We start from the raw sequence: 22,183 nt of genomic DNA, 5'->3' as shown, positions 1-22,183 counted from the left end.
GGCTTACGCGCGTAGGGCGGGATCGCGGTGAGCCGGATCGATCCGAACCGGAATCTGGCACACCACGGCCTCGGTGTGTTTGCGCAGTGCATGAGCGATCTCATCGGTCCGTTGGCTCGGGAGGAACCGGTGCCATCTGGTCGCCGGGTCGATGGTGGCGACGACAACAAAGGTCTCTCGGTGGGGGAAGTGTGTGCGGATGTAGCGGGCGAGGGTGTTCCCCACGGAATTCTCGGTGTCCTCGATGACGATCAAACGCGAATTCGGGTGTCGGGCTTGCCATCGGCGTGTGAAGTCCGTCGTCGATTCGTGGGCCAGGCAGACTCGAATTGCGATGGGCTGTGACGACATCGCCGTTGCCGCGGCCATCGCGCGGGTGGAGAGCGACGTAATTTCGGACACCGGTACTAGGACCGCTGGTTTGTATCCGATAGACAGAGAATCGTTCTCACCCTGAACGGTTAACCGCGTACCGATATGTGTGTACGCACCGCGGATGCGTTCCATACCGAGGACGAGCGCAGGGAGGGCGAGAGCGATCAGCCAGGCTCCCTCGGTGAACTTCATGGCGGTGGTCACCACTGCTGCGATCGAGGTCAACACTGCGCCGAAACCGTTGAGCGCTAGGCGCCACTTCCAGCCCGGCGTCTGTTCGGCGAGCCAGTGGCGCACCATGCCGAACTGCGCGAGCGTGAATCCGATGAACACACCGATGGCGAACAGCGGCACCAAGGTGTTCATGTTTCCGCCGGATCCGATGAGCAGGAGAGCACCGACGCCACCGAGCGACAAGACGCCGTACGTGAAGACGTCGCGCGTCGACTTCCGGCTGAAGCGGTGCGGGAGCACGTTGTCGTCGGCGAGGATCCGCATCAGGTTGGGAAGTCCGCCGTACGAGGTGTTCGCGGCCAACGCCAACAGAATCACGGTGGAGAATTGGACGACGTAGTAGCCCACACCATTTCCGAGGGCAGCGGAAGTGAGTTGCGACAGGACCGTTGTTCCAGGGACCGGTGCGAGTGAGAACTTCTCGATCAACACGGCAAGGCCGATCAGCATGGTGCCCAAAAGGATTCCCAGAGCTACTTCGGCACGCTGAGCGCTACGCACGCGAGGCTTCTTGAAGCTGGGTACCGCGTTGGCGATGGCTTCGACTCCGGTCAATGCGGCGCAACCACTCGAAAAGGCTTTGAGCAGAAGGAGAATGCCGATCGTGTGTGCGTTGTCGACGACAAAGGGAGCCGTTGCGGCGGCAGGGTTTTCCCGAAGCAGTCCGGCACCGATCACCGTGAAGATGCTGACGACAAAAACCACGGTGGGCAACATGAATACCCGCGCGGAATCTGCGATGCCCCGCAGATTCAGTGCCGTGATGCCGCCGAGTATGGCCAGTGCGATCCAGACCGTATAGGGGAGAAGTGCGGGGAAGGCGGAGGTCAGAGCCGCGACACCGGCTGCGATCGATACCGCGACGTTGAGGGTGTAGTCGACGATCAACGACGCGGCGGCGGTCAAACTTGCCCGCGGGCTCAGATGCTTCTTTGCGACGGCGTAGGCGCCACCGCCTTCGGGAAATGCGGCGATCACTTGGCGGTACGACGCCACCAGGACCACAAGCAGCACTGCGATGGCGATTGTCACCGGCACGGTGAACCCGATCCCTGCGCCGCCGGCGAGGGCCAACACCAACACGATGGCCTCTGGACCGTACGACACCGAGGCCATCGCGTCGAGCGAAAGCCCTGCCAGTCCGGTTGCGACGGAGAGCTTCTGATTCTCTGGCCCACGGGCCGGGCGGGTCGTCGACGATATGACTCCACGGTGTCCGAGTATCACTGCATGTCTCACCGAGTCAGTATCGTCATTTCCCGTAGCTCTGAGACTGATCTTGACGATGCTTTGACGCGATGGCCCGCAAATCTGTACGGGTTCACAACGGGGGTTCGAGTCGCGGGAAGCCTTGTGACAGCTGATCAATCCAGCGAGCGCGCTTGGCGAGAATATCGCGGTTCCGAGACTCCGATTGGGCGGCGACGTGCGAAAGTAGGTCGCGAAGTCGGCCCAGAACGAGTGGCGAGTTCGATGCCGAGGCTATGACGTCGTCCAGTCCGGTTCTGACGAAGCTCGTGAAGTCGGGCAGTGGAATCACCACACGCAGATCACCACGCTCGTCGACGGCCCGGATCGAATCTGCGCGTACGGAGGCCACCAGAGAGAGGAGGTCCTCGATCTCGTCCAGAGCCTGCACGGCCGTCGCAGGATCGTTGATAGCGGGTGAGAGCGCTCTGAGCGCGATGTCAGCCAACAACCGAATCGCGAGTAGGGGGTCCTGGGTGAAGGTCCGCTCACTCCCACTGACCAAGGCGTCAAGGATCGTGTTGGCGGGCATGGGTCCGCCGTAGACGTCGGCGAGCGGCAATCCGTCTCGCAGCGTGCTACCCGGCGACACTCGGAGGACCACCATGGATCGGCAGTTCCGAGCGTTCTGCAGCAGATCTTCGACGAGGATCTGCTGCAGAACGGCCGGCGGTCGATGCCACTCGATTGTCGTGATCACCGGAAGTGTTGGTAGAGGAAGCAACTCCAGATCAGTGGTGGGGTACACGGCGGCGAAGACTGCTCGGCCACGACTCGAGATCGAGGTCAGTACAGGAGCCAACTGGATGGCCGAGAATGCGCGCAGCTGGAGCAGTCTGATCAGCGTCAGCGTGGCCAAGAGTGCCAGCACTGCGAGACTTGGCACAACCACGGACACATCCGTTTCGTTGCTGATGGCGAGCGCCGCCGTGATGTCGAAAACCGACTGGCCTATCGCGAAGGCAAACGTCCGCCACACGATGGGGTCGTCGCGGAACAACAACAAGCGAGGAGTGAAGGTGGTCGCGGCCCACTGGACTACAAGGAACAGCAGCGAGAAGATCACTGCCACTACACCCAATAACCCCAGTCCGAGGGCAACGAGCATCTCGCTGACCTGACGGGCGGGAATCATCGGGCCGCTCCGGACATACGGCATCCCCAGTCCGGCAGCCAGTCCCACGACGACGCACAGGATCTGGGTCAGGCCGGCACGTACACGGCGCCGGGGGACGAGGAAGGCATGCCCGATCGGGGTGGGAGCGAAACGTCCGGGCTGATCCACACTTCAAGCCTCCACGCTGCGGCAATGGTGCGCCTTCACCCGAAACGGATGATGTCGACGTCGTCGTGATCCTGAAACGCTTGAAAGAGCCATGTGAGAGACAGAAGGCGAGACGTCATGACGGATCCGACAGACCAGAGCCGCGCCGTGCTACCGATTCCGGATCGACAACATCTTGGTCTGGTGACGTACGACGCGAAGGATCCGGACACCGAGTTTCCACCGATCACTCCGCTACTACCGCCGGCCGGCGCACCCAATGTTCTGGTGGTCCTGTTGGACGACGTGGGATATGGCGCGAGCAGTGCCTTCGGAGGACCAGCGGACACACCGACTGCTGAGCGATTGCAAAGTAATGGGCTCACGTACACGCGGTTTCACACGACGGCACTGTGTGCTCCGACCCGCGCCGCTCTTCTGAGCGGGCGCAACCATCATTCGGTCGGCATGGGATCGATCACCGAAACCGCTACCTCGGCTCCTGGTCTTTCCGGCCTGCGGCCGAATACCAAAGCCGCACTGCCGATGACGTTGAAACTCAACGGATACTCGACGGCGCAGTTCGGCAAGTGTCACGAGGTTCCGCCGTGGCAAACATCCCCGGTGGGACCGTTCACGTCGTGGCCGACGGGAGAAGGCGGATTCGAGCATTTCTACGGATTCATCGGCGGGGAGAACAACCAGTATTACCCGGCGCTGTACGAGGGCGTCGCGCCTGTCGAGCCGGACAAGACACCGGAGGAGGGTTACCACCTCACTGAGGACCTTGCCGATCACGCGATCGACTGGGTTCGGATGCAGAAGTCATTGGCTCCGGACAAGCCGTTCTTCGTCTACTTTGCACCCGGCGCTACCCATGCGCCGCACCATGTTCCGATGGAGTGGGCCGACAAGTACGAGGGCCGGTTCGCAGGAGGTTGGGACGCTCAACGCGAATCAATTCTCGAGCAGCAGAAACAGCGGGGGGTCGTTCCCGCGGATGCGGTCCTCACCCCGCGTCCCGAGGCCATCCCGGCGTGGGAGGACATGAGTGAGGAGATGAAGCCCGTCCTCGAACGCCAAATGGAAGTCTATGCAGGATTTCTCGAACACACCGATTTCCATGTCGGCCGGCTTGTCGATGCGATCGAAGAACTCGGAGCTCTCGACAACACCCTCGTGTACTACATCATCGGAGACAACGGAGCGTCCGCAGAGGGGACGATCAACGGCGCTTTCAACGAGATGGCCAACTTCAACGGACTCGCCGCCATCGAGACGCCCGAGTTCATGGCGGAAGTGAAAGACAAATTCGGTACCAAGGACGCATACAACCACTATTCCGTGGGGTGGGCGTGGGCAATGTGTACCCCGTACCAGTGGACGAAACAGGTTGCGTCGCATTGGGGTGGCACTCGCAACGGGACGATCGTGCACTGGCCTGCAGGGATTCGGACCAAGGGGGAGACGCGGTCGCAGTTCACCCACGTCATCGACGTTGCACCGACGATCCTCGAGGTCGCGAAACTACCGGAACCGACCTTTGTCAACGGCGTCCAGCAATCACCCATCGAGGGGACCAGCATGGTCTACACCTTCGACGACGCCGAAGTCGCCGAACGTCACGATCTGCAGTACTTCGAGATGGCCGGCAACCGTGGAATCTATTACAAGGGTTGGAGTGCGGTCACCAGGCACAGCACTCCATGGCTTTTCGCGGAGGCACTCCCCGCACTCGACGACGACGTGTGGGAGCTCTACGACGGGTCTCAGGATTGGACGCAGTCCAAAGACTTGGCGGCTGAGATGCCGGAGAAACTCGCTGCACTGCAACGCTTGTGGTTGATCGAAGCGGTCAAGTACAACGTGCTTCCGATCGACGACCGAAGATTCGAGAGGCTCAACCCTCACATCGCGGGGCGTCCGCAGTTGGTGTCCGGGAACCGACAGGTTCTGTTTCCCGGAATGAAACGGCTGAGCGAGCACAGCGTGCTGAGTATCAAGAACCGATCATTCAGTGTCACAGCAGCAGTCGACGTCGCGGATGGCATTACTGCCAACGGTGTGATGATCGCGCAGGGAGGCAGATTTGGTGGCTGGGCACTTTACGCGCGGGAAGGCCGCGCCAAATTCGTCTACAACCTATTGGGCATGACCGAGTTCGTCATCGGTTCCGACGTTGACATTCCGGCAGGATCACACCAGATCAGAGCTGAGTTCACCTACGACGGAGGTGGTCTCGCGAGAGGCGGTGGGGTCACGATCTATCACGACGGTCGCGAAGTGGGCTCAGGTCGCGTCGAGCAGACGCAACCGATGGTCTTCTCCGCGGACGAGACCACCGACATCGGGGATGACTACGGCATGCCTGTCAGTGTCGATTACAGTGGCGCAACCACATTCAACGCACGTATCGACGTCGTGCAGATCGATGTCGGTGACGACGACCATACCCACCTCATCGATCCGGAGGAGGTGGCGCGAGTGGCGGTGTCCAGACAGTGATTCCACAGGCAAGAGCAGCAGTCACAATCTCCTGAGGGAGGGTCGCAATGCCGACCGTCATCCGAACTGTTCACGATCTGGTCCGCCACGCGCGCGGGCCGACGCACCATCACCACCATCAATCCGTGCACGAGGCGCGGCGAATGCGTGCCCACCACATTCTGGTCACGCATTCGCTCGCCTGATTTCGGGGCTACAGGTCGCGCGCCAATGCTCGTCCGGCTGCGCGGCCCGAGAAGATGCAGCCGCCGAGGAAGGTCCCCTCGAGTGCGCTGTAACCGTGGACTCCGCCGCCGCCGAAGCCCGCGACTTCACCGGCTGCGTACAGGCCGTCGAAGACACTGCCGTCGGCCTTGATGACCTGCGAATCCAGGTTGGTTTCCAAGCCGCCGAGAGTCTTGCGTGTGAGCAGGTGCAACCGGACCGCGATCAGTGGGCCGTTCTTGGGGTCCAGGATCTTGTGCGGTGCAACGACGCGCACGATCTTGTCTGCCAACAGATTACGGGCACCGTGGATGGCGGTGACCTGGAAGTCCTTGCTGTACTTGTTGTCGACTTCGCGGTCGCGGGCGATCATCTCGCGCTCGATGTCCTCGTAGTCGAGGAGCGGTTCGTCGGTGAGGGCGTTCATGCCGTCGACCAGATCACGAAGGTTGTTGCGCACAACGAAGTCGGCGCCCTTCTGCTTGAACGCCTCGACCGGTCCCGGCGCGCCCTTCTTGATTCGTTCGAGGAGGAGCTTGAAGTCGCGGTTGGTGAAGTCCGGGTTCTGTTCCGATCCCGAGAGTGCGAACTCCTTCTCGATGATCTTCTGGTCGAGGATGAACCACGTGTACTCGTGGCCGCTGTCCAGGATGTACTTGAAAGTTCCCATCGTGTCGAAGCCCGGGAAGTTGGGGACCGGCAGACGCTTGCCGGTGGCGTCGAACCACATCGAGGACGGTCCGGGAATGATTCGGATTCCGTGGTTCGGCCAGATGGGATTCCAGTTCTGGATGCCTTCGGTGTAGTGCCACATGCGGTCGCGGTTCACGATGTTTCCGCCCGCGGATTCGGTGATTTCGAGCATGCGCCCGTCGACGTGCGCCGGTACTCCCGTCAGCATGTGCTTGGGTGCCTTGCCGAGTCGCTCGGGCCAGTTTTTCTTCACCAGTTCGTAGTTGCCGCCGATTCCACCGGATGTCACTACGACGGCCTGTGCGGCGAACTCGAATTCGCCGATGGGGGTGCGCGAGCTCTTCACGCCGCGCAGATCACTGGAAGGTTCGAGGACGGTTCCGCGTACACCAGTGACCGCACCATCGGTGACGACGAGTTGATCGACTTGGTGGCGGTGCTTGAACGTGACCAGTCCACGCTTCTGAGCGGCGATCACTTTGGTCAGAAAGACATCGACGACGCCAGGTCCGGTGCCCCAGGTGAGGTGGAAGCGCGGCACCGAATTTCCGTGTCCGAGAGCCATTCCGCGGCCGCGTTCGGCCCAGCCGACATTCGGCATCAGGCGAAGCCCCAGATCGTGCAGGTACTGACGCTTGTCGCCGGCCGCGAACTCGACGTACGCCTTGGCCCACTGACGCGGCCAGTGATCTTCGCGGTCGCGGTCGAATCCCGCTGTGCCCATCCAGTCCTGCATCGCCAACTCGAGGGAGTCCTTGATGCCGAGTCGGCGTTGTTCGGGGCTGTTCACGAGGAAGAGTCCGCCGAGAGACCAAGATGCCTGCGCGCCGAGGTTGGCAGCGTTCTCCTGTTCCACGACAAGGACTTTGCGGCCCGCGCGCGTCAGTTCGTAGGTGGCGACCAGTCCCGCCAGCCCTGCCCCGACAACGATGACGTCAGCTTGTTCGCTCACGACAACTCCTCTTCCGATTGGTTGTTCTGGATTATTTCGCTGTAGGACAGCAGAATTCGAGTGAAGATATCGCGGCGCAGTGCAAAGGCGGCGTTGGTGTCGGTATCGACGAGGCACTGCACGCTGGTGCCGTCGTGCACTGCAACCAATGCCCGTCCCAACGCCGTCGGGTCGCCGACGATTGTTCGCCCGACGTCGCTGAGTGCGGACTCCACGATGGGCAACAGGGTGCGAAGGATCGCGTCTTCACGGTCGGCAAGGGCTTTGCGAAGTGCCGGGTTGCGGAGCGCGTGGGCTGTGAATTCCGCGTTGATCCGGTACCACTGCGGGTCGACCGGAACCACCGCCACGATCCGGGCGACAGCGGCATGGATGTCGACGGTGTTACCGGCGGTGATCGACTCCGTCGCCAACCGCAGATCGGCGAGCATTGCTGCGGATCGCTGCTCCCACATCGCGAAGAACAATTCGTCGAGTGAATCGAAGTTGGAGTAGAACGCGCCTCGGGAGTATCCGGCGCGTTCGCAGATCTGCTCGACCGTGGCGTGCCCGAACCCGGCTTCGGAGAAGACATCTGCAGCCGCGTCGAGCAGGCGCTGCCGGGTCTGACCACGGCGTTTGGTGACACGCTTGGCCGGCGAGTTGTCCGTTCCAGTCGTCATCGGCGCCTCCGTCAGGGTGGGACCCCAAACGATACACCGATGTATCCGATGCGTAGGCGTATCTCGATCTGTTCTTCTTCGCAGGTATTTCTATGGGTATCTAGTAAATGTCCAAGAGAAGTGAATATTCAGGTGTGATCGCTACAGATGCAGATCACGCTTCCTGATCGCCGCAGTGGCGACGACGCTGATCGCCGAGGTGGCCACCAGATATCCACATGCCAGCCAGGGCGAACCGCCACTGGCGCCGATCAGTGCCGTCAGAATCAGAGGTGTGACGCCGGAGGCGTAGATACCCGAGAACTGGTAAACGACCGACAACCCGGTGTACCGGATTTCTGTGGGGTAGAGGCTCGCATACAGCGTTCCCTGGGCGCCGTAGAACAAGGCATGAATCACTCCGAAGACCACGACCATCGCGACTCCGAAGAGCAGGAGATTCTCGGTACCGAACAGTGCGAAGGCGGGGAAGATCGCGAGGCCGTACGCGGCGATGCCCACGATGTAGACCCGTTGCGGGCCGAACCGATCAGCGAGTGAACCGGAAAACGGCAGCAAGATCGCCATCACTACTGCGGCCACGGTGACCACAAGAAGTACCGGAACCTTTTCGAAATGCAGAGTCTTGGTTGCATACGTGATTGCAAAGACGCCCCAGGTGTTGAACGCGGCGCCCTCGCCCCAGCGAGACAGCATGCCCAGTACGGTGTTTCGCGCGACTCTTCCTTGAAAGACTTCCCTGAGCGGGGCGGATGAGCGCTGTTCGAGGTCGCGAACGGCCTGAAATGCCGGCGTCTCGTCGACCTTCAAACGGACCACCAACCCCACGATCACGAGTACCAAGCTCAGAACAAAGGCTATGCGCCAGCCGAAACGGAGAAACTGTTCGTCGTCGAAGACCGTTTGAAGTAGTGCGAACATTCCTGTGCCCAAAGCCAAGCCGAGAGCCAGTCCGATCTGCGGGATGCTGCCGAACAGCCCGCGCTTCTTCTCCGGACTGTGTTCGACCGCCAGAAGAACGGCTCCGGCCCACTCACCACCGAGAGCAAATCCCTGCAGGATACGAAGCAGCAGAAGCAGAATCGGTGCAACGACCCCGATTTGAGCTGCGGTCGGAAGGACACCCATGAGCGCCGTCGCGATACCCATGATGAACATCGTGAGGGCAAGCGTTTTCTTGCGCCCGATGCGATCGCCGATGTGACCGAACACCACTCCGCCGATGGGGCGAACGAGAAAGCCGACCGCGAAGGTCGCAAAAGAAAGCATGGTCCCGACAAAGGAACTCTGGTTGGGGAAGAACAGTTGGTTGAAGACGAGGCTCGCGGCCGTCGCATAGAGGAAGAAGTCGTACCACTCGACCGTCGTGCCGAGCAGGCTCGCGGCGACGACGGTTCTCAGTCTGGATCGCCGCTCGTCGTCGGTCTCGTTCGAGAACGGTGAATTGTGCTCGACTTCGGCAAACGTGGTCATCGGAGCCCCCGGGTCGCGGTGCAAATTCACGAAGGTATCGCCGGAGCCGAAAGTGGGCACCCGTAGCGATCAGGGTGATTTCAACCCTGTTCTTCGAGGTGGACTGTGGTTGTAATGACAGAAGAGTTCTGCCTGTTCGTCGACGAAAGGAATCACCGTGTCACTGCGCTTCCACTGGTTCTTGCCTACTTACGGTGATTCCCGGAATCTGATGGCGGGTGGGCACGGCAGCTCGATGTCCGGTGATCGTCCGGCGACGCTGAAATACCTCAATCAGATCGGTGCGGCCGCCGAGACGAACGGCTTCGAGGCCGTCCTCACGCCGACCGGCGCGTGGTGCGAAGACGCATGGCTGACGACTGCGATGATGCTCGAGACCACCGAGACGCTCAAGTTTCTGGTTGCTCTGCGACCGGGATTGCTCAGCCCCACGCTGGCCGCCCAGATGGCCGCAACCTTCCAATGGCAGTCGGGCGGTCGTCTGCTGCTCAACGTCGTGACCGGCGGGGAGGACCACGAGCAGCGCACGTTCGGTGACTTCCTCGACAAGAACCAACGGTACGCACGATGCGGCGAGTTCCTCGACGTGATCCGCCAGTTGTGGTCCGGTAACGGTCCGGTTGATTTCTCCGGCGAGTACGTCAACGTGGAAAAGGCTACGCTGCAGCGTATTCCGGACCCGGTGCCGCCCATCTTCTTCGGCGGATCGTCGCCGGCGGCCGGAACCGTCGCATCGCGTTACGCGGATACGTATCTCACCTGGGGTGAGACGCCGTCCGCTGTTGCCGCCAAGATCGCCTGGATTCGCGACCTCGCGGAAGTCCAAGGTCGTCACCTCGACTACGGAATCCGTCTGCATGTCATCAGCCGGGACACCTCGGAACAGGCATGGGTAGAAGCGGATCGGCTGCTCAGTGCGCTCGATCCGGCGACCGTCGAGCAGGCTCAGGCGAGTCTTGCGCGATCCGGCTCCGAAGGTCAGCGTCGAATGCTCGAATTGCACGGCGGCGGTTCGGCTTACAAGGAGGGCGTCGGAGCGAGGTCGCTGGAGATTGCGCCGAACCTGTGGACCGGCGTCGGATTGGTGCGAGGGGGTGCAGGCACCGCATTGGTCGGTTCGCACCAAGAAGTGGCTGATCGGATTGCCGAGTACGCGGCGATCGGCCTGGATCACTTCGTATTGTCGGGCTATCCCCATCTCGAAGAGGCGTATCAGTTCGGTGAGGGTGTGCGTCCGATCCTCGAAAAGCGTGGATTGGTAGCACCGCACGGTTCGGTCGGCGGACCGGTGCGGACGCCCTTCGTCTCCAGTGGGAACTGAGTCGAAAGCAAGCTCTTCGAGAAGGGGACGTTTGTCCCGATCTTTCGGGCACGGCCTCCCTCCGGGACTATTCACGCAATTCGGTCAGTAGATCCGTTCTAGGCTGCGCACTGTTGCCGAACTCAAGGCGCAGTACGAAAGGATCCTCGATGAAGCTGGGCACGAGTGGAGTACGTCGCGTCGTGGGAACCGTGGCAGTCGCCGCTGCAACCGCGGCAGGCGTCGCGATGGTCAATCCTGCAACTGCGTCGGCCGAGGTGGTCCCGCCGGTCGTCTCGTACAAGGTGACCGGAAACGATCTGGCACTGACGATCACGAACAACAACACGGGCATTGCCCCGTTGTGCCAGGCGTTTGTCGTCAACGCCGCGGATTCTGCTGCCGTGCTTGATGATCCGCTCAAGCTGCTCGATCCGAACCTTGTGGTGTACCCCAAGATCACCGACCCGTCCTCACTGTTCGCCGTCGGTAAGGGGCAGACGGTCACCAACACCGTGACCGATGTTCCGGACGGAACCTACGCCGTGTTCGGTGCGTGCTCCGATCTTCTCGATCTGGAGACGTTGGGTAAGCCTGTTCCTGGCGTGCCGAGCCTCGTTGTCATCGGTGGACCGTTCAGCGGCATCAATACCGGAAGCCTGAGCGACCTGTTCGGCAGCGGCAGCCTCGAAGGACTTTTCGGGTAGCTCACCGTCTGTCTCCCCAATTTTCCGACTGAGCGGTCTATTCTTCAGGCATCTGGTGATCTGACCGACTTGCCTGGAGGTTCGAAAATGCGAAGTCGTGGATTCAAACGCGTTCTCGGAAGCATTGTCGCGGCGTCGGCCGCCGTCGTGGGACTTGTTGTCATGACTCCGGCGACGGCGTCGGCAGCACCGGCGATTCTCCCGCCTCCGATGTCGGTGAGCGCAGCGGACAATGCGATCACCTTCACCATCACCAACCCGAACCCGCGGTTCAGCTTCATCAACTGCACAGTGGCGATCCTCAACGCCAGAGATGTCCCCGACGTGATTCGTGATCCGGCAAAGCTGCTCCAGCCCGGCGTGTTGGTGTATCCGACCGTCAGCAACATCCTCGATCTGTTTGCTGTTTCGCCTGGGCAGACGATCACGCGGACCGTCGGCAATCTGCCGGCCGGGGTGTACGCCGTTGCGGGAGCGTGCGTTCGACTGCTCGATCCGACCAACCCCACTATCGCGATTCCGCAGGCCGTTGTGGTCGGCGGCTGGTTCGAGGGCGCCGGAACCGGAAGTCTCTCAGGTTCTTTGGAGGACCTGGGATATAACACGGTCCAGGACTTGATCGACGCGTGGAATCGAATCAGCTCGGGAAGCAGCGGCGGCAGCTTCCAGTTCGACTACCAAGGTGGCTCGGATTTCGAGGTAGTGGGTCCCACGTCGTAGTCGGTCCGGCTCACTTGCGCGCGCGGTGGCGTCGCACCGCGTCGCGATTCGCACACGTGGGGGAGCAGTACCGCTGATTGCCGTTGCGTGAGGTGTCCGCATAGATGTTGGTGCACTCGTCCAGGGTGCACCGACCTAATCTGTGCATTCCGCGGCCGACGAGGTGCAGCGCCGTGCCTACCGAGAAGAGGGCCTTGAGGACCTCGGCGAGCGACTGTTGCGGATCGCGGTAGTGCAGATGCCACCCGTCGTTTGCATGGTTGGTCATGCGCGGATACGCCGACGCTTGCTCGAGCATGACGTTCACCAACTCGGCGCGGGCTGCCTCCTCCGTGACGTCGACGATTTTCGACCACTCGATCAGAAGGTCGAGGGTCTCGTCGAGGTCCTTCTCGGCGATGGGGAAATCGAGAATGATGCCTGCATCGACGCAGCGTTCGACGAGTTCGGCCAAGGTCTCGGGATTTCGATTGGCCAGGTCGGCGGCCAGCGTCACCGCATATTCGCCGTAAGGGTTGAGATGCACAATGCCATTACATCATGCTCGTCGTATGAAGAAAACAGATTTCGCGCCGATAAGTTGCATCCACCGCTGGGAGATCGAATCTCGGCATCGGACCAGCGAGGGGACGGTCACCTACCTGCGCTGCCATTGCGGGTCATGGCAGACCTTGCTCGCCGAATGGGTGTCGGGCGGTGTGGGCTCGGCCGTCGCTGCGCCGATCAAGGTCAGGTCCAGGTAATGGTCAGCTAATCGCTCCGTTTTGCCTCGGGTGACATGGAACGTGTTCTAGATTCAGGGTTGTATGCCTCGGTATCGCGGCGCAGACTCTGAAAGGGAAGACGATGCAGTTCAACCTCGCTGATGTATTCGAAACCGTCGCCAGCTCGGTGCCTGATCGCGTCGCCTTGACTTACGAGGGAGAGAACTTCTCCTACGCTGAGCTGGACGCGGAAGCCAACCGAACGGCCAACCTGCTCGCGCAAGCCGGCATCTCGCGCGGCGATCATGTAGCCCTGTTCCTGAAGAACAGCGTCGAACATGTCACGTCGATCCTCGGGTTGATCAAGATCCGTGCGGTCCCGATCAACGTGAACTACCGGTACACGCCCGCCGAGCTCGAGTACATCTTCACCAACTCCGACTCGGTCGCAGTGGTCGTGGAACTCCCCGAGCATCAGCGTGTCCTTGCTTCCCTTTTCGGTGCATGCCCGAAGGTGAAGACGGTGATCGTGATCGGCGAGGTCGAGGCCGAACTGGTCGCTGCCGCGAAAGCGCATGAAGTGTCGGTGATTTCCTTCGACGACGCTCGCGAGATGTCACCGGTAGGGGAGTTCGATTCTCGTTCGGGCGACGACGTGTACCTCCTCTACACCGGCGGGACGACCGGATACCCGAAGGGTGTCATGTGGCGTCACGACGACTTCTTCCGTAAGCCGCTCTCCGGCGGAAATCCGTACGGCGAGGAAGCTCGACAGGACCTCGCGGAGATAGCCAGCGCTGCAAAGGAATTTCCGGAACTCTCGTTCCTCATTGCCGCCCCCCTCATGCACGGCGCAGCGTTGTATTCGCTGTTCACGTTCCTCACCCTCGGCGCGCGCGTGGTTCTACGACGAGAATTCGTTGCGGAGAAGGTCGTCGAAGCGATCGAGAAGGATTCGGTACAGGTGATCTTGATCGTCGGTGACGGCATGGGACTGCCGTTGGTCGACGAGATGGAACGACGCAAAGACGAGGTCGATTTCAGCAGTCTCTTCTCGATCACGTCGGGTGGTGCGATCTGGTCCACCAGCGTTCGAGACCGCATGCTGGCGGTGAAGCCGGACCTGCTGTTGCGCGACAACTTCGGAGCCTCGGAGTCCGGTAACGACGGCGCCTTCTCCATCGACGAGGCGGGAAATCTGCGAATGCCGCCCTCGCCGAACATGATCCTGGTCGACGAGCGGCTCGAAGAGATCCCCGCCGGCTCCGACGACGTGGGCTACATCGCGCGTATCGGAAACGTCCCGCTCGGGTACTACAAGGACGAAGAGAAGACCGCCCGCACGTTCCCGACCCGCGCTGACGGCACCCGTCTTTCGGTGCTCGGCGACATGGGCAAGGTCGAAGCGGACGGCACGATTGTCTTCCTGGGCCGCGGCTCACAGTGCATTAACACCGGCGGCGAGAAGGTTTTCGCCGAAGAGGTCGAGGCTGCCCTTCACGCGCATCCGGCGATCTCCGACGCGCTTGTCGTCCCCGCACCCGACGCGCGCATGGGGCAGCAGGTTGCCGCGGTGATCGCGACCTATCCCGAGTCCGACGAGCTGACTCTCGAAGCGGTTCAGGAACATTGCCGTAAGACGTTGGCCGGTTACAAGGTGCCGCGCACGATCGTGCTGGTCGATGAAGTCAAGAGGACCCCGGCCGGTAAGGCGGACTACCGCTGGGCGACGACACTGGCGTCGTCCTAGCAGTGTGGAGTGGGTGGCGACAACCTTTCACACGGATTTCACCACGACATAAGAGACATACCGGAAAGATGGCGCAGAGTAAGTCGTTCGCGCCTTGCGTCGTCACTCCACGAAAGGGTCTCAGCTCATGCTCATCATCGGAATACTCCTGTTCGGGATCGTCATCGGAGCGGGAGCCCAGCTGATTCTGGGGAAAACGACCGCACGAGTGGACTGGACCTTCGCGTTCATCGCGGGAATCGGTGGTTCGCTGGTCGGCGGATTGCTCGTGAGTTTGATTGCAGGCGACGGATTATCATTGCGCCCGAGCGGCATCCTCGGGTCCCTTGCCGGCGCTGTCATCATCACCGCGGGGTGGCAGTGGTACCGCGGGAGGAACGCAACTACAACTACGCGTCCGTCTGATCGCTGATTTCCACAGTTCCGTCAGGGGACGGAGAGCGTCGACATATGACCGAACTACTCGATGAAGTCCTCACCGCACATGGCGGAGTCGAACGTTGACAGTCTGTTTCAGCGATCACGGCACGGGGACGTTTGGGCGGTCTGCTGCCTCAGCGCTTCCCCGGCAACAAGCTGGCGAAGTTCACGGTCGAGGTTGAAGTCGCCGAGCAACGCACTGTCCTCCAAGACTTTCCGCGTGTCGGCGAGTGCGCTGTGTTCGACAAGGGCGTCGTGCGGATCGAAACTCGTGACGGCGAAGAACTCGGGAGTCGAACCGACCCACGTCCAGAGTTTTTCGGGTTGAGTGGAGTCCGGCGCAACCTCCACTGGGACGCGCTCGACACCGCTTACTTTGCCGGCTACGCCTTTTGGAACTATCTGAACGCACCGCTGCTGCTCGCCCGCGACGACATCACTGTCACCGAAGCCGAACCTTGGCAGGAATCCGGGCAGCAATGGCGACGACTACAAGCAACATTTGCGCCAGAAATCGACACCCATTGCCGGCAGCAGACCTTCTATGTCGACAACGGTGGCCTCATCCGCCGTCACGACTTCGTCGCCGAACCGGTAGGCAGCTGGGCGAAAGCTGCTCTCTACTGTGACCATCACCGTCAGTTCGACGGTCTCACCTTTCCCACTCGACGGCGCGTTCTCCCGCGGGGCCCAGGCAGTCGCGTTCTCTCGCGGCCGACCCTCCTGGCGCTCGACTTCGACGACATCGAGATCAAGCGATGAAAATCAGTTCTCGGTTACCTGTTGTCGAGTGTGAACAAACGGAACACGGTCCGCATGCACAGAACGACGCCGACGAAGCCCAGTACCGCACTCGCGAGTGCATAGCCCGACAGCTGAGGTGTGAGTTGTGGTCCGCCAGGTACGAACAGCAGGATCGCCGCGACGATCAGCGCGGTCACTCCCGCCGCCATACCCAGGGCGTTGTTCGCCGACCGTCGTAGCCATCGCCTGTCGTCGGGGTGTGCAACCGAGCGAGTGCGAAGTGTGAAGCTTCCCGACGCGATCGAGGTCGCGATCTGATCGAGCTGACCAGGCAGGCGCCGGACCACCGCGGTTGTGACCGCCGTCGTCGACAGGATTGCCTGCGCGGCTGCAGTCGGGCTGGCGACATGGGTCAACAGTCGGGGTACTTCGGCCCGAACAGCAGCGACGAGGTCGATCTGCGGATCCAGGAGCCGCAGGGCGCGCTCCAAGGACGCGAGCGAACGGAAAGCGGCGGCGACGTCTCCCGGCACTCCGATTCGGTGTTCGCGAAGCACAGTGAACATTCGCGCGAACGATGCCATGGAAACATTGGGTTGGACACTGAGCAGGGTGATCTCTCGGCCCACCTGGTGACGTAGTGCTCCGCGATCAACTTCGGGCGGCACGTCGAATGCCATCAGCATCGCGTCGACTGTCGCCACCGGATCACCTGCGAGGGCAGCGTTGAGGAGCACGGCGAACAAGATCCGTGTCTCGCCGTCCAGAACCCCTACTGCGCCGAAGTCGAGGAGCCCGATCCGGCCGTCATCGAGGATCATGATGTTGCCGGGGTGCAGGTCCGCGTGAAACACGCCGTGGACAAAGATCCCGTCGAGCAACGACGCAAGAAGTTCGTTGGCGATGCTGCTGCGGGTGTCGCGGTCGAGGCCGGTGAGCGCCGACTCACCGTCGGAGAGCGGTGTGCCGTGAAGACGTTCCATCACGAGCACCCGTCCGCTACTGAGGTTGGGGTAGATATGCGGAACGACGATATCCGGGCGGTTCGACATGGTGGAAGCAATCGCGCCGGTATTCGCTGCTTCGGTGCGGTAGTCGAGTTCCTCGAGAAGTGACGTGACGAGGCCCCCGGCGAGTCGGTGAACGCCGATATCGCGTGCCCAGGGAAAACGGGTCTCCGCGCGGGATGACACGCGAAGGAAGATATCGCAATCCACGCTCACTTGTGCGCTCGCCTCGGGGCGTTGAACCTTCACCACAACGTCGACGCCTTCAACGGTGCGCGCGGAATGTACCTGTGCGACAGAGGCGTCGGCGAACGGCTCCACATCGAACCATGCGAACACCGACTCTGGTGCGTCGCCGAGTTCCGATGCCAGTAGCTTCGCAATGCGGACTGGATCAGCCGGTCGTGCCGAACTTTGCAGAGACGAGAGAGTGCGAGCCAACTCGGGTGGTATGAGGTCGTCTCGCGTGCCGAGGATCTGTCCCAGCTTGACGAAAGTGACACCGCACCGGTTGATTACTTCCACCAGCGCGTCCCCGAACTGAGGCGCTGATGGCCCAGCACGGAGAGCGGGCCCGCCTCCCGCTCGCACGACGATGCCCATGATCTGGACGTATCGCTTGGTTCGTCGCCACGATTTGCGGCTGCGCTGCAATGCTTCTGGCGGTCCGGGGATGGACCCTGTTGGAAGGACAACTTCGAGGAAAACCAATGCGGCCAGGCATGCTGCGAACACCCAGAGCGCGACAACTCCGAAGAATATGAGCGCTGTTCCTACGCTCACCAGAAGTTGATCGTCCTGGCTGGCAATTCCTGCAAGTGTTGCGACGTATCCCGACAGTGGAACCCCCACCGAGAGTGCTATCACCGCGACCGCAAGGGTTCGCGGCCATCCGACTCTCGTCCCCAGCGTTCGTCGCATCACGCCCGCCAGTGCTGCTGCAAGAAATGGCGTCGTGACGATCCAGACCATCAAGTCCATTGCGATAGCGTACGGGTTCGCAATCTGCGATACATCCAGGAAAACCCCGAGCCCACCCCGACTGCCGGGTAACAAGCCCGACAGTGCCCAAGCGTCGAACATGCTTGGGCACTTCGGTGTTCATTCGCTCCGATGTCGACTCGTCCTGATCGACCGTCCAAAACTGCGTTCACTGACCATCCGCGAGGCCGAACTGCGCATCATGCTCGTCAGCGATGTCCCGGCCACCTTTCGCGAGGAGCAGTACAGCCGAAGAACAGGCTGCGATGGACGCCGAGCAGAAGTGAGACCGAGTGGACTCCATTAAAGAATGGGGCCGCCGGTGAACAGGTTGACGAGACTCACCGCGAAGAACTGGACGATCGCTATGGCGGTGGCAAACGGGTCGCCCGCATACGTAGCTTGGTTGACCCATTCGTTGAATGCGTTGATCGAACCCATTGTGATTCCTCCTGAGTAGTGATGGCGTGACTGATTGAAACTGGTGGTGCGACACTCGACACGAGGGACGTCAGTACGGACCCAGCGCAGTTGGGCATATGAGGCCACGAAAGGTCAGTGACGAGCGCCGACAGTACGCTGCGGTTGCGGCCCTCTGTGTTTCGAATGTAGTTCCCCGACTTAGGAATACCGTGAAGGACGGGCGGATTCGGTTACGAGTATCCCGCGACAGACGACATCGTCAATATTATGATGTCGGCAACAAGCGCGACGACGGCACCAATCGGATTCTGGACAATCCACGAAATTACTTCAGTCATGTTCTCGGTCCTTCCTTAGCGTAAGACGCGTGATCGAATACTCGACCAGCTATTGCAGTACCCGGCCCCGTTCGGCGAATTAAGCCTTTGCCGAAAATGATTGGCGCAAACAGATAGATCGCACATCGGGGCGTTGAATCAACTCGCCCAATCGTTGCACCTCTATGCTCGGGGTTCGATTCGTTACCAACATCTTTCGGAGAAGGGGTGATCAGTCCCATCAGCGATCGGTACCCGGCGTGCGAAACCCTTTTCCGTAAACACCTGCCCAGCAACGTCGTAACGTCAGAAGTGGCAGTTGGCGAGGCCGACCGTCTTCTCGAGATCGTGGCGAGTTTTGCTGGGCAGATGTGACACTACCTCGCGGTCTCGCCGGATCAGTCTTCCTTTCGGACATCGATGGCTGTTCTTCGTGTGGTTGTTACACAATCGACGGAATCGCTGTTGGGGGTGGCGATGCGCAGCTATTTCCCCTGCGAATCTTCAGGAATTGCCTGCGACACCCGTGGATACGGATCCTCGATCTCCACCGAGCGCAATTCCGTGTGCCGACAAACATCGCAGTGCTTCCGACCGGATCGATGCACCCAGAACCAATCGCCGTCACGCACAAAGGGCCAGACGGTTCTGGGAAAGACCCAAGCGCTCCTGCAGTTCCCGGCGATCTGTTGCGCCAGTTCGAGTTCACACTTGATCTAACTGGTCGACGCATAGTGGTGTACCGGTAGCCAAAAGAGTCTCGCCGGTCGGTTAGTGTTGACGGTGAGATACGACGCGGAGGTGGCTGTGAGAATCTGGAACTGGTTGATGCTCAAAATTTCAGCAATCGGTGGGTCGCCGAAGTTTCGGAAGATAGTCGACAGTCCGATTTGGGCGGGCGCCAATGACCGCAAGCTCTGACTGAGCGGGCGGCAGATTCTCCAATTTGCAATTGCCGACCTGCGACTGCGAGCACGCTCACGGCCTGCTGCGACGGCGACGCGACTGTCGACCTGAATTTATCCGCAATCGATATGGGAGGGCTTGTGGGAGTCTGGGGTCCGGGAAACTTTGACAGTGACACCGTCGCGGATGGGTTGGGGGCCCTGACCGGTCGAATCGTGGACGACATCACTGCCGAGTTCGAAGACGATTCGAGTCTGGAGCCGGATGAATGGGGCGGGGAGATGGTGCCGGCGTGGCTCGAGATCCTCACCGATATTGCCCAGACGAAACGAGTCGGTGTGACCTTTCCATCGACGCAAGTGCTGATCGACTGGCGCGATCGATATCTGCGCGTGTGGGATGGCTACATTGACGAACTCGAACCGGACGAGGATCACAAGGTCGCTCGACGTGCAGTGCTCGTCCATACCTTCGAACAGGCGGTCGCCCTCGCAGCCGAGCGCGAACAGGCATAAACCTGGTGCGGCCGCGCTACTGACCATAGATCCGTCAGGTCCCCGGTGGAACGACGGTGAACGTGAACCCTCCGGAAGTCATTGCGTTGGCTTCTTCGAACATCGAACAGAGAGCTTCGGCGGCGTCGGTCGCCAATGCTCGGGCAGCGCTGGGGGTTCGACCTCGGGCCGTCACCGCGAGCCCAGGTATGTCCGCATCTGTGATCGTCAGATCGGACTCGTAGTCGGAAGCACTGCCACCGAGTATCTGCGCGAGGAGATGGTCTTCGTCCACCACAGACCTCCCGCTACGACCAAAATGGCGGCGGCAACGGCCACCATTACCTGACCGCGGCGGTCGGAGAGGAATGTTCTCATCTGTCAGTTGTACCGCCTTGGCCGGCTGATTGACCGGCTTCATCACTACCTTGTCGGCGGCTGGTCCGCGAGATCACGTCCGCTTCGCATCGTCATGATTGCGGACGAACTTCATGAGTCGGGGAATTACCCGATCAGGTATGTGTCCCAGGATTCCGTGGCCGGTTCCGGCATAGATCTCCACTTCGGCTTCAGGTACAAGATCAGCTAACCTCGCGGCCACCTGCTCGGGGCTGGAGACCACCGTCTCAGCGCCGGAGATTACGAGCATGGGGACCGAGATCGACTGCACTTCTGCATCTTTGAGCATTCGTGCCCACCCGACACCGGGCCGGTAGTTCAATGCCTCTGTAACCAAAGCGAACTCGCGATCGCCGATGACGTACCCGGGGGACAGCCAATCGTTGAGCTTGCGAATATTTTTGTCGGTGCGGCGCATACCGGCGCGGATCATCTTCAGCAGCACACGCCACGAGGGCTGGTCGAAGACTCCACCCGGTTCGATGAGGGTCACACTCGCCAGTCGTTCAGGGGCGTGAAGTGCTACTAGAACGGCGTGCCACGCACCATGTGAGTAGCCGACCAGGTGGACGCGATCGACCCCGAGTTCGTTCAATACCTCGCCCACCCAGGTGGCGAAGTCGGATTCCCCGGTCAATGGAGCGGTCTGCACACTGCGGCCTGCAGTACCGATCGTGTCCAGCGCATAAACGACTCGGTCTCGGCACAGGTCCTCGATGACGATGTGCCATTGCAGACAATTGGCGCCGACTGCGTGCAGCAGGACGATCGGCGTCTCCGTGCCGGTCCGGTCCCCGACCTACGGATATGGGTGGTTCCGAACGATGTCGGCACGTCGAGTTGTGTCGACGGAACCGGCCAGGTGCCCTCCAGTTCTCGGTAGATGCTCTCGTACGCCTGCTTTGATGCTTCGTTCTTGAATCGTCCGATCTTCGGCATGAGCCTCCCTCTCGCTGCATTCAATTTTGATGGTATGACTGTATCACTAATGCGGTACGTGCGTATCATTAACGGGTCAAAGTCATCTATATCGAAAGGGGAAGGACAGCCTCATGCCGCGACTGGTCGACCATGAAGTGAGGCAACGGGAGATCACCGACGCGGTGCGGCGAGTAATTGTCGACGGTGGGCTCGCGGCGGTGACATTTCAGTCCGTTGCTGCCGAGGCCGGGATTTCGGTGCGACTCGTGCAGTACTACTTCGGCACGAAGCGGGAATTCCTTCTCGCGACGCATCAAGCTGTGCGTCAGGATGCGGGTGCTCGCTTGATGCAGGAGTTGTCTGTTCTTGGCGCGGAAGCGACACCCCGCGAGGTTATTTCAGCGTTCCTTGTTGGCATGCTCCCACTCGATCGACAACGTCGGGAGGAAGCGATTGTTCTCGGCGCCTTCCACGCTGCCGCACTGACCGGACAAGGAATCGCTGCCGAGGAAACCCTCACTGCCCCAAGAGAGTTGACAGCGCTCATTTCCGGCCAGCTTCAACGAGTGACCAATCGGGACGCGGTTGCGCCGTCAATGGATCCCGACCTCGACGCCGAGCTCATTCTGGCGGCTGTCGCCGGGCTCGCCCAGGGGATGCTTCCCGGCTACGCCACAGCAGAATTGGCGGTCCAGTTGGTTGAGCGTCTCCTCGATCGCATTCTCGGGCCGACGAGACCTCAGGCCACGAATCAACCCGAAGTCGGCCGCCGTTAGTATT

19 protein-coding genes and 1 pseudogene are annotated in these 22,183 nt (G+C 60.9%); 10 read left to right on the top strand and 10 right to left on the bottom strand.

Translation table 11 applies throughout. The features are described from left to right. Positions 1-3: 3 nt before the first annotated feature. Both RA302_RS25995 and RA302_RS25990 read right to left on the bottom strand, forming a co-directional pair. Positions 4-1,836, bottom strand: coding sequence for an APC family permease (locus RA302_RS25995; RefSeq protein WP_030536516.1), 1,833 nt, complete (start codon positions 1,834-1,836; stop codon positions 4-6). A gap of 94 nt (positions 1,837-1,930) precedes the next feature. Then, positions 1,931-3,142: a DUF2254 family protein gene (locus RA302_RS25990; RefSeq protein ID WP_030536517.1), complete on the bottom strand. Its 1,212-nt coding sequence runs from the start codon at positions 3,140-3,142 to the stop codon at positions 1,931-1,933. A 117-nt stretch (positions 3,143-3,259) separates the two neighbouring features. Between RA302_RS25990 and RA302_RS25985 the strand changes: the two genes are divergently transcribed. Continuing rightward, positions 3,260-5,626: an arylsulfatase gene (locus tag RA302_RS25985; RefSeq protein WP_030536518.1), complete on the top strand. Its 2,367-nt coding sequence runs from the start codon at positions 3,260-3,262 to the stop codon at positions 5,624-5,626. A gap of 47 nt (positions 5,627-5,673) precedes the next feature. Beyond that, complete coding sequence (locus RA302_RS25980) at positions 5,674-5,811, top strand: hypothetical protein (RefSeq protein WP_153211511.1); 138 nt, start codon at positions 5,674-5,676, stop codon at positions 5,809-5,811. An 8-nt stretch (positions 5,812-5,819) separates the two neighbouring features. Here RA302_RS25980 and RA302_RS25975 read toward each other — a convergent pair whose 3' ends face one another. From RA302_RS25975 to RA302_RS25965, 3 genes are all read right to left on the bottom strand, one after another. Then, complete coding sequence (locus RA302_RS25975) at positions 5,820-7,475, bottom strand: FAD-binding dehydrogenase (protein WP_030536519.1); 1,656 nt, start codon at positions 7,473-7,475, stop codon at positions 5,820-5,822. Further along, a complete protein-coding gene (locus RA302_RS25970) occupies positions 7,472-8,137 on the bottom strand; it encodes a TetR/AcrR family transcriptional regulator (RefSeq protein ID WP_003939987.1) in 666 nt (221 codons plus the stop codon). Before RA302_RS25970 ends, RA302_RS25975 begins: the two co-directional genes overlap by 4 nt. Before the next feature lie 141 nt (positions 8,138-8,278). After that, entirely contained in the window at positions 8,279-9,610 is a 1,332-nt protein-coding gene (locus tag RA302_RS25965) for an MFS transporter (protein WP_030536520.1), read from the bottom strand. 157 nt (positions 9,611-9,767) lie between these two features. Between RA302_RS25965 and RA302_RS25960 the strand changes: the two genes are divergently transcribed. The 3 genes from RA302_RS25960 to RA302_RS25950 all read left to right on the top strand — a co-directional run bounded on the left by RA302_RS25960 (position 9,768) and on the right by RA302_RS25950 (position 12,337). After that, entirely contained in the window at positions 9,768-10,931 is a 1,164-nt protein-coding gene (locus RA302_RS25960) for an LLM class flavin-dependent oxidoreductase (protein WP_030536521.1), read from the top strand. A 149-nt stretch (positions 10,932-11,080) separates the two neighbouring features. Next, positions 11,081-11,617, top strand: coding sequence for a hypothetical protein (locus tag RA302_RS25955; protein WP_338478450.1), 537 nt, complete (start codon positions 11,081-11,083; stop codon positions 11,615-11,617). Positions 11,618-11,704: 87 nt separating this feature from the next. Beyond that, a complete protein-coding gene (locus tag RA302_RS25950) occupies positions 11,705-12,337 on the top strand; it encodes a hypothetical protein (protein WP_030536522.1) in 633 nt (210 codons plus the stop codon). Between the two features lie 10 nt (positions 12,338-12,347). Here RA302_RS25950 and RA302_RS25945 read toward each other — a convergent pair whose 3' ends face one another. Continuing rightward, positions 12,348-12,863, bottom strand: coding sequence for a CGNR zinc finger domain-containing protein (locus tag RA302_RS25945; RefSeq protein ID WP_003940315.1), 516 nt, complete (start codon positions 12,861-12,863; stop codon positions 12,348-12,350). Positions 12,864-13,183: 320 nt separating this feature from the next. Between RA302_RS25945 and RA302_RS25940 the strand changes: the two genes are divergently transcribed. The 3 genes and pseudogenes from RA302_RS25940 to RA302_RS25930 all read left to right on the top strand — a co-directional run bounded on the left by RA302_RS25940 (position 13,184) and on the right by RA302_RS25930 (position 15,973). Then, a complete protein-coding gene (locus RA302_RS25940) occupies positions 13,184-14,791 on the top strand; it encodes an AMP-binding protein (protein WP_030536523.1) in 1,608 nt (535 codons plus the stop codon). Between the two features lie 127 nt (positions 14,792-14,918). Further along, positions 14,919-15,203: a hypothetical protein gene (locus tag RA302_RS25935; RefSeq protein WP_003939785.1), complete on the top strand. Its 285-nt coding sequence runs from the start codon at positions 14,919-14,921 to the stop codon at positions 15,201-15,203. 38 nt (positions 15,204-15,241) lie between these two features. Continuing rightward, a pseudogene (locus RA302_RS25930) lies at positions 15,242-15,973 on the top strand (hypothetical protein). A 14-nt stretch (positions 15,974-15,987) separates the two neighbouring features. Here the strand turns inward: RA302_RS25930 and RA302_RS25925 are convergent. After that, the gene (locus RA302_RS25925; protein ID WP_338478448.1) at positions 15,988-17,943 is read right to left on the bottom strand and encodes an AarF/UbiB family protein; all 1,956 of its coding nucleotides are present in this window, start codon (positions 17,941-17,943) and stop codon (positions 15,988-15,990) included. Between the two features lie 303 nt (positions 17,944-18,246). Further along, a complete protein-coding gene (locus RA302_RS25920) occupies positions 18,247-18,384 on the bottom strand; it encodes a hypothetical protein (RefSeq protein WP_021345701.1) in 138 nt (45 codons plus the stop codon). Between the two features lie 1,420 nt (positions 18,385-19,804). Between RA302_RS25920 and RA302_RS25915 the strand changes: the two genes are divergently transcribed. Continuing rightward, on the top strand, positions 19,805-20,104 hold the full coding sequence (locus RA302_RS25915; protein ID WP_223304584.1) for a DUF4259 domain-containing protein: 300 nt from the start codon (positions 19,805-19,807) through the stop codon (positions 20,102-20,104). A gap of 34 nt (positions 20,105-20,138) precedes the next feature. Here RA302_RS25915 and RA302_RS25910 read toward each other — a convergent pair whose 3' ends face one another. Both RA302_RS25910 and RA302_RS25905 read right to left on the bottom strand, forming a co-directional pair. Further along, the gene (locus RA302_RS25910) at positions 20,139-20,378 is read right to left on the bottom strand and encodes a hypothetical protein (protein ID WP_007729961.1); all 240 of its coding nucleotides are present in this window, start codon (positions 20,376-20,378) and stop codon (positions 20,139-20,141) included. Between the two features lie 156 nt (positions 20,379-20,534). After that, positions 20,535-21,200, bottom strand: coding sequence for an alpha/beta fold hydrolase (locus RA302_RS25905; protein WP_230587578.1), 666 nt, complete (start codon positions 21,198-21,200; stop codon positions 20,535-20,537). A 334-nt stretch (positions 21,201-21,534) separates the two neighbouring features. Here RA302_RS25905 and RA302_RS25900 point away from each other — a divergent pair, with 334 nt between their 5' ends. Next, a complete protein-coding gene (locus tag RA302_RS25900; protein WP_003939902.1) occupies positions 21,535-22,179 on the top strand; it encodes a TetR/AcrR family transcriptional regulator in 645 nt (214 codons plus the stop codon). Positions 22,180-22,183: the final 4 nt, after the last annotated feature.

The organism is Rhodococcus sp. DN22, from assembly GCF_036669995.1.
Classification (GTDB): Bacteria; Actinomycetota; Actinomycetes; order Mycobacteriales; family Mycobacteriaceae; genus Rhodococcus_F; species Rhodococcus_F erythropolis.
Note: the sequence above shows the minus strand (reverse complement) of the source record. Positions and strands in the feature narration are given on the sequence as shown.

Excerpts from the sequence above, each read along its gene's own strand:
- RA302_RS25955 (WP_338478450.1), top strand. The coding sequence starts at position 11,081 with ATGAAGCTGGGCACGAGTGGAGTACGTCGCGTCGTGGGAACCGTGGCA.
- RA302_RS25925 (WP_338478448.1), bottom strand. The coding sequence starts at position 17,943 with ATGGACTTGATGGTCTGGATCGTCACGACGCCATTTCTTGCAGCAGCA.
- RA302_RS25980 (WP_153211511.1), top strand. The coding sequence starts at position 5,674 with ATGCCGACCGTCATCCGAACTGTTCACGATCTGGTCCGCCACGCGCGC.
- RA302_RS25970 (WP_003939987.1), bottom strand. The coding sequence starts at position 8,137 with ATGACGACTGGAACGGACAACTCGCCGGCCAAGCGTGTCACCAAACGC.
- RA302_RS25940 (WP_030536523.1), top strand. The coding sequence starts at position 13,184 with ATGCAGTTCAACCTCGCTGATGTATTCGAAACCGTCGCCAGCTCGGTG.
- RA302_RS25935 (WP_003939785.1), top strand. The coding sequence starts at position 14,919 with ATGCTCATCATCGGAATACTCCTGTTCGGGATCGTCATCGGAGCGGGA.
- RA302_RS25950 (WP_030536522.1), top strand. The coding sequence starts at position 11,705 with ATGCGAAGTCGTGGATTCAAACGCGTTCTCGGAAGCATTGTCGCGGCG.
- RA302_RS25900 (WP_003939902.1), top strand. The coding sequence starts at position 21,535 with ATGCCGCGACTGGTCGACCATGAAGTGAGGCAACGGGAGATCACCGAC.
- RA302_RS25920 (WP_021345701.1), bottom strand. The coding sequence starts at position 18,384 with ATGGGTTCGATCAACGCATTCAACGAATGGGTCAACCAAGCTACGTAT.
- RA302_RS25985 (WP_030536518.1), top strand. The coding sequence starts at position 3,260 with ATGACGGATCCGACAGACCAGAGCCGCGCCGTGCTACCGATTCCGGAT.
- RA302_RS25965 (WP_030536520.1), bottom strand. The coding sequence starts at position 9,610 with ATGACCACGTTTGCCGAAGTCGAGCACAATTCACCGTTCTCGAACGAG.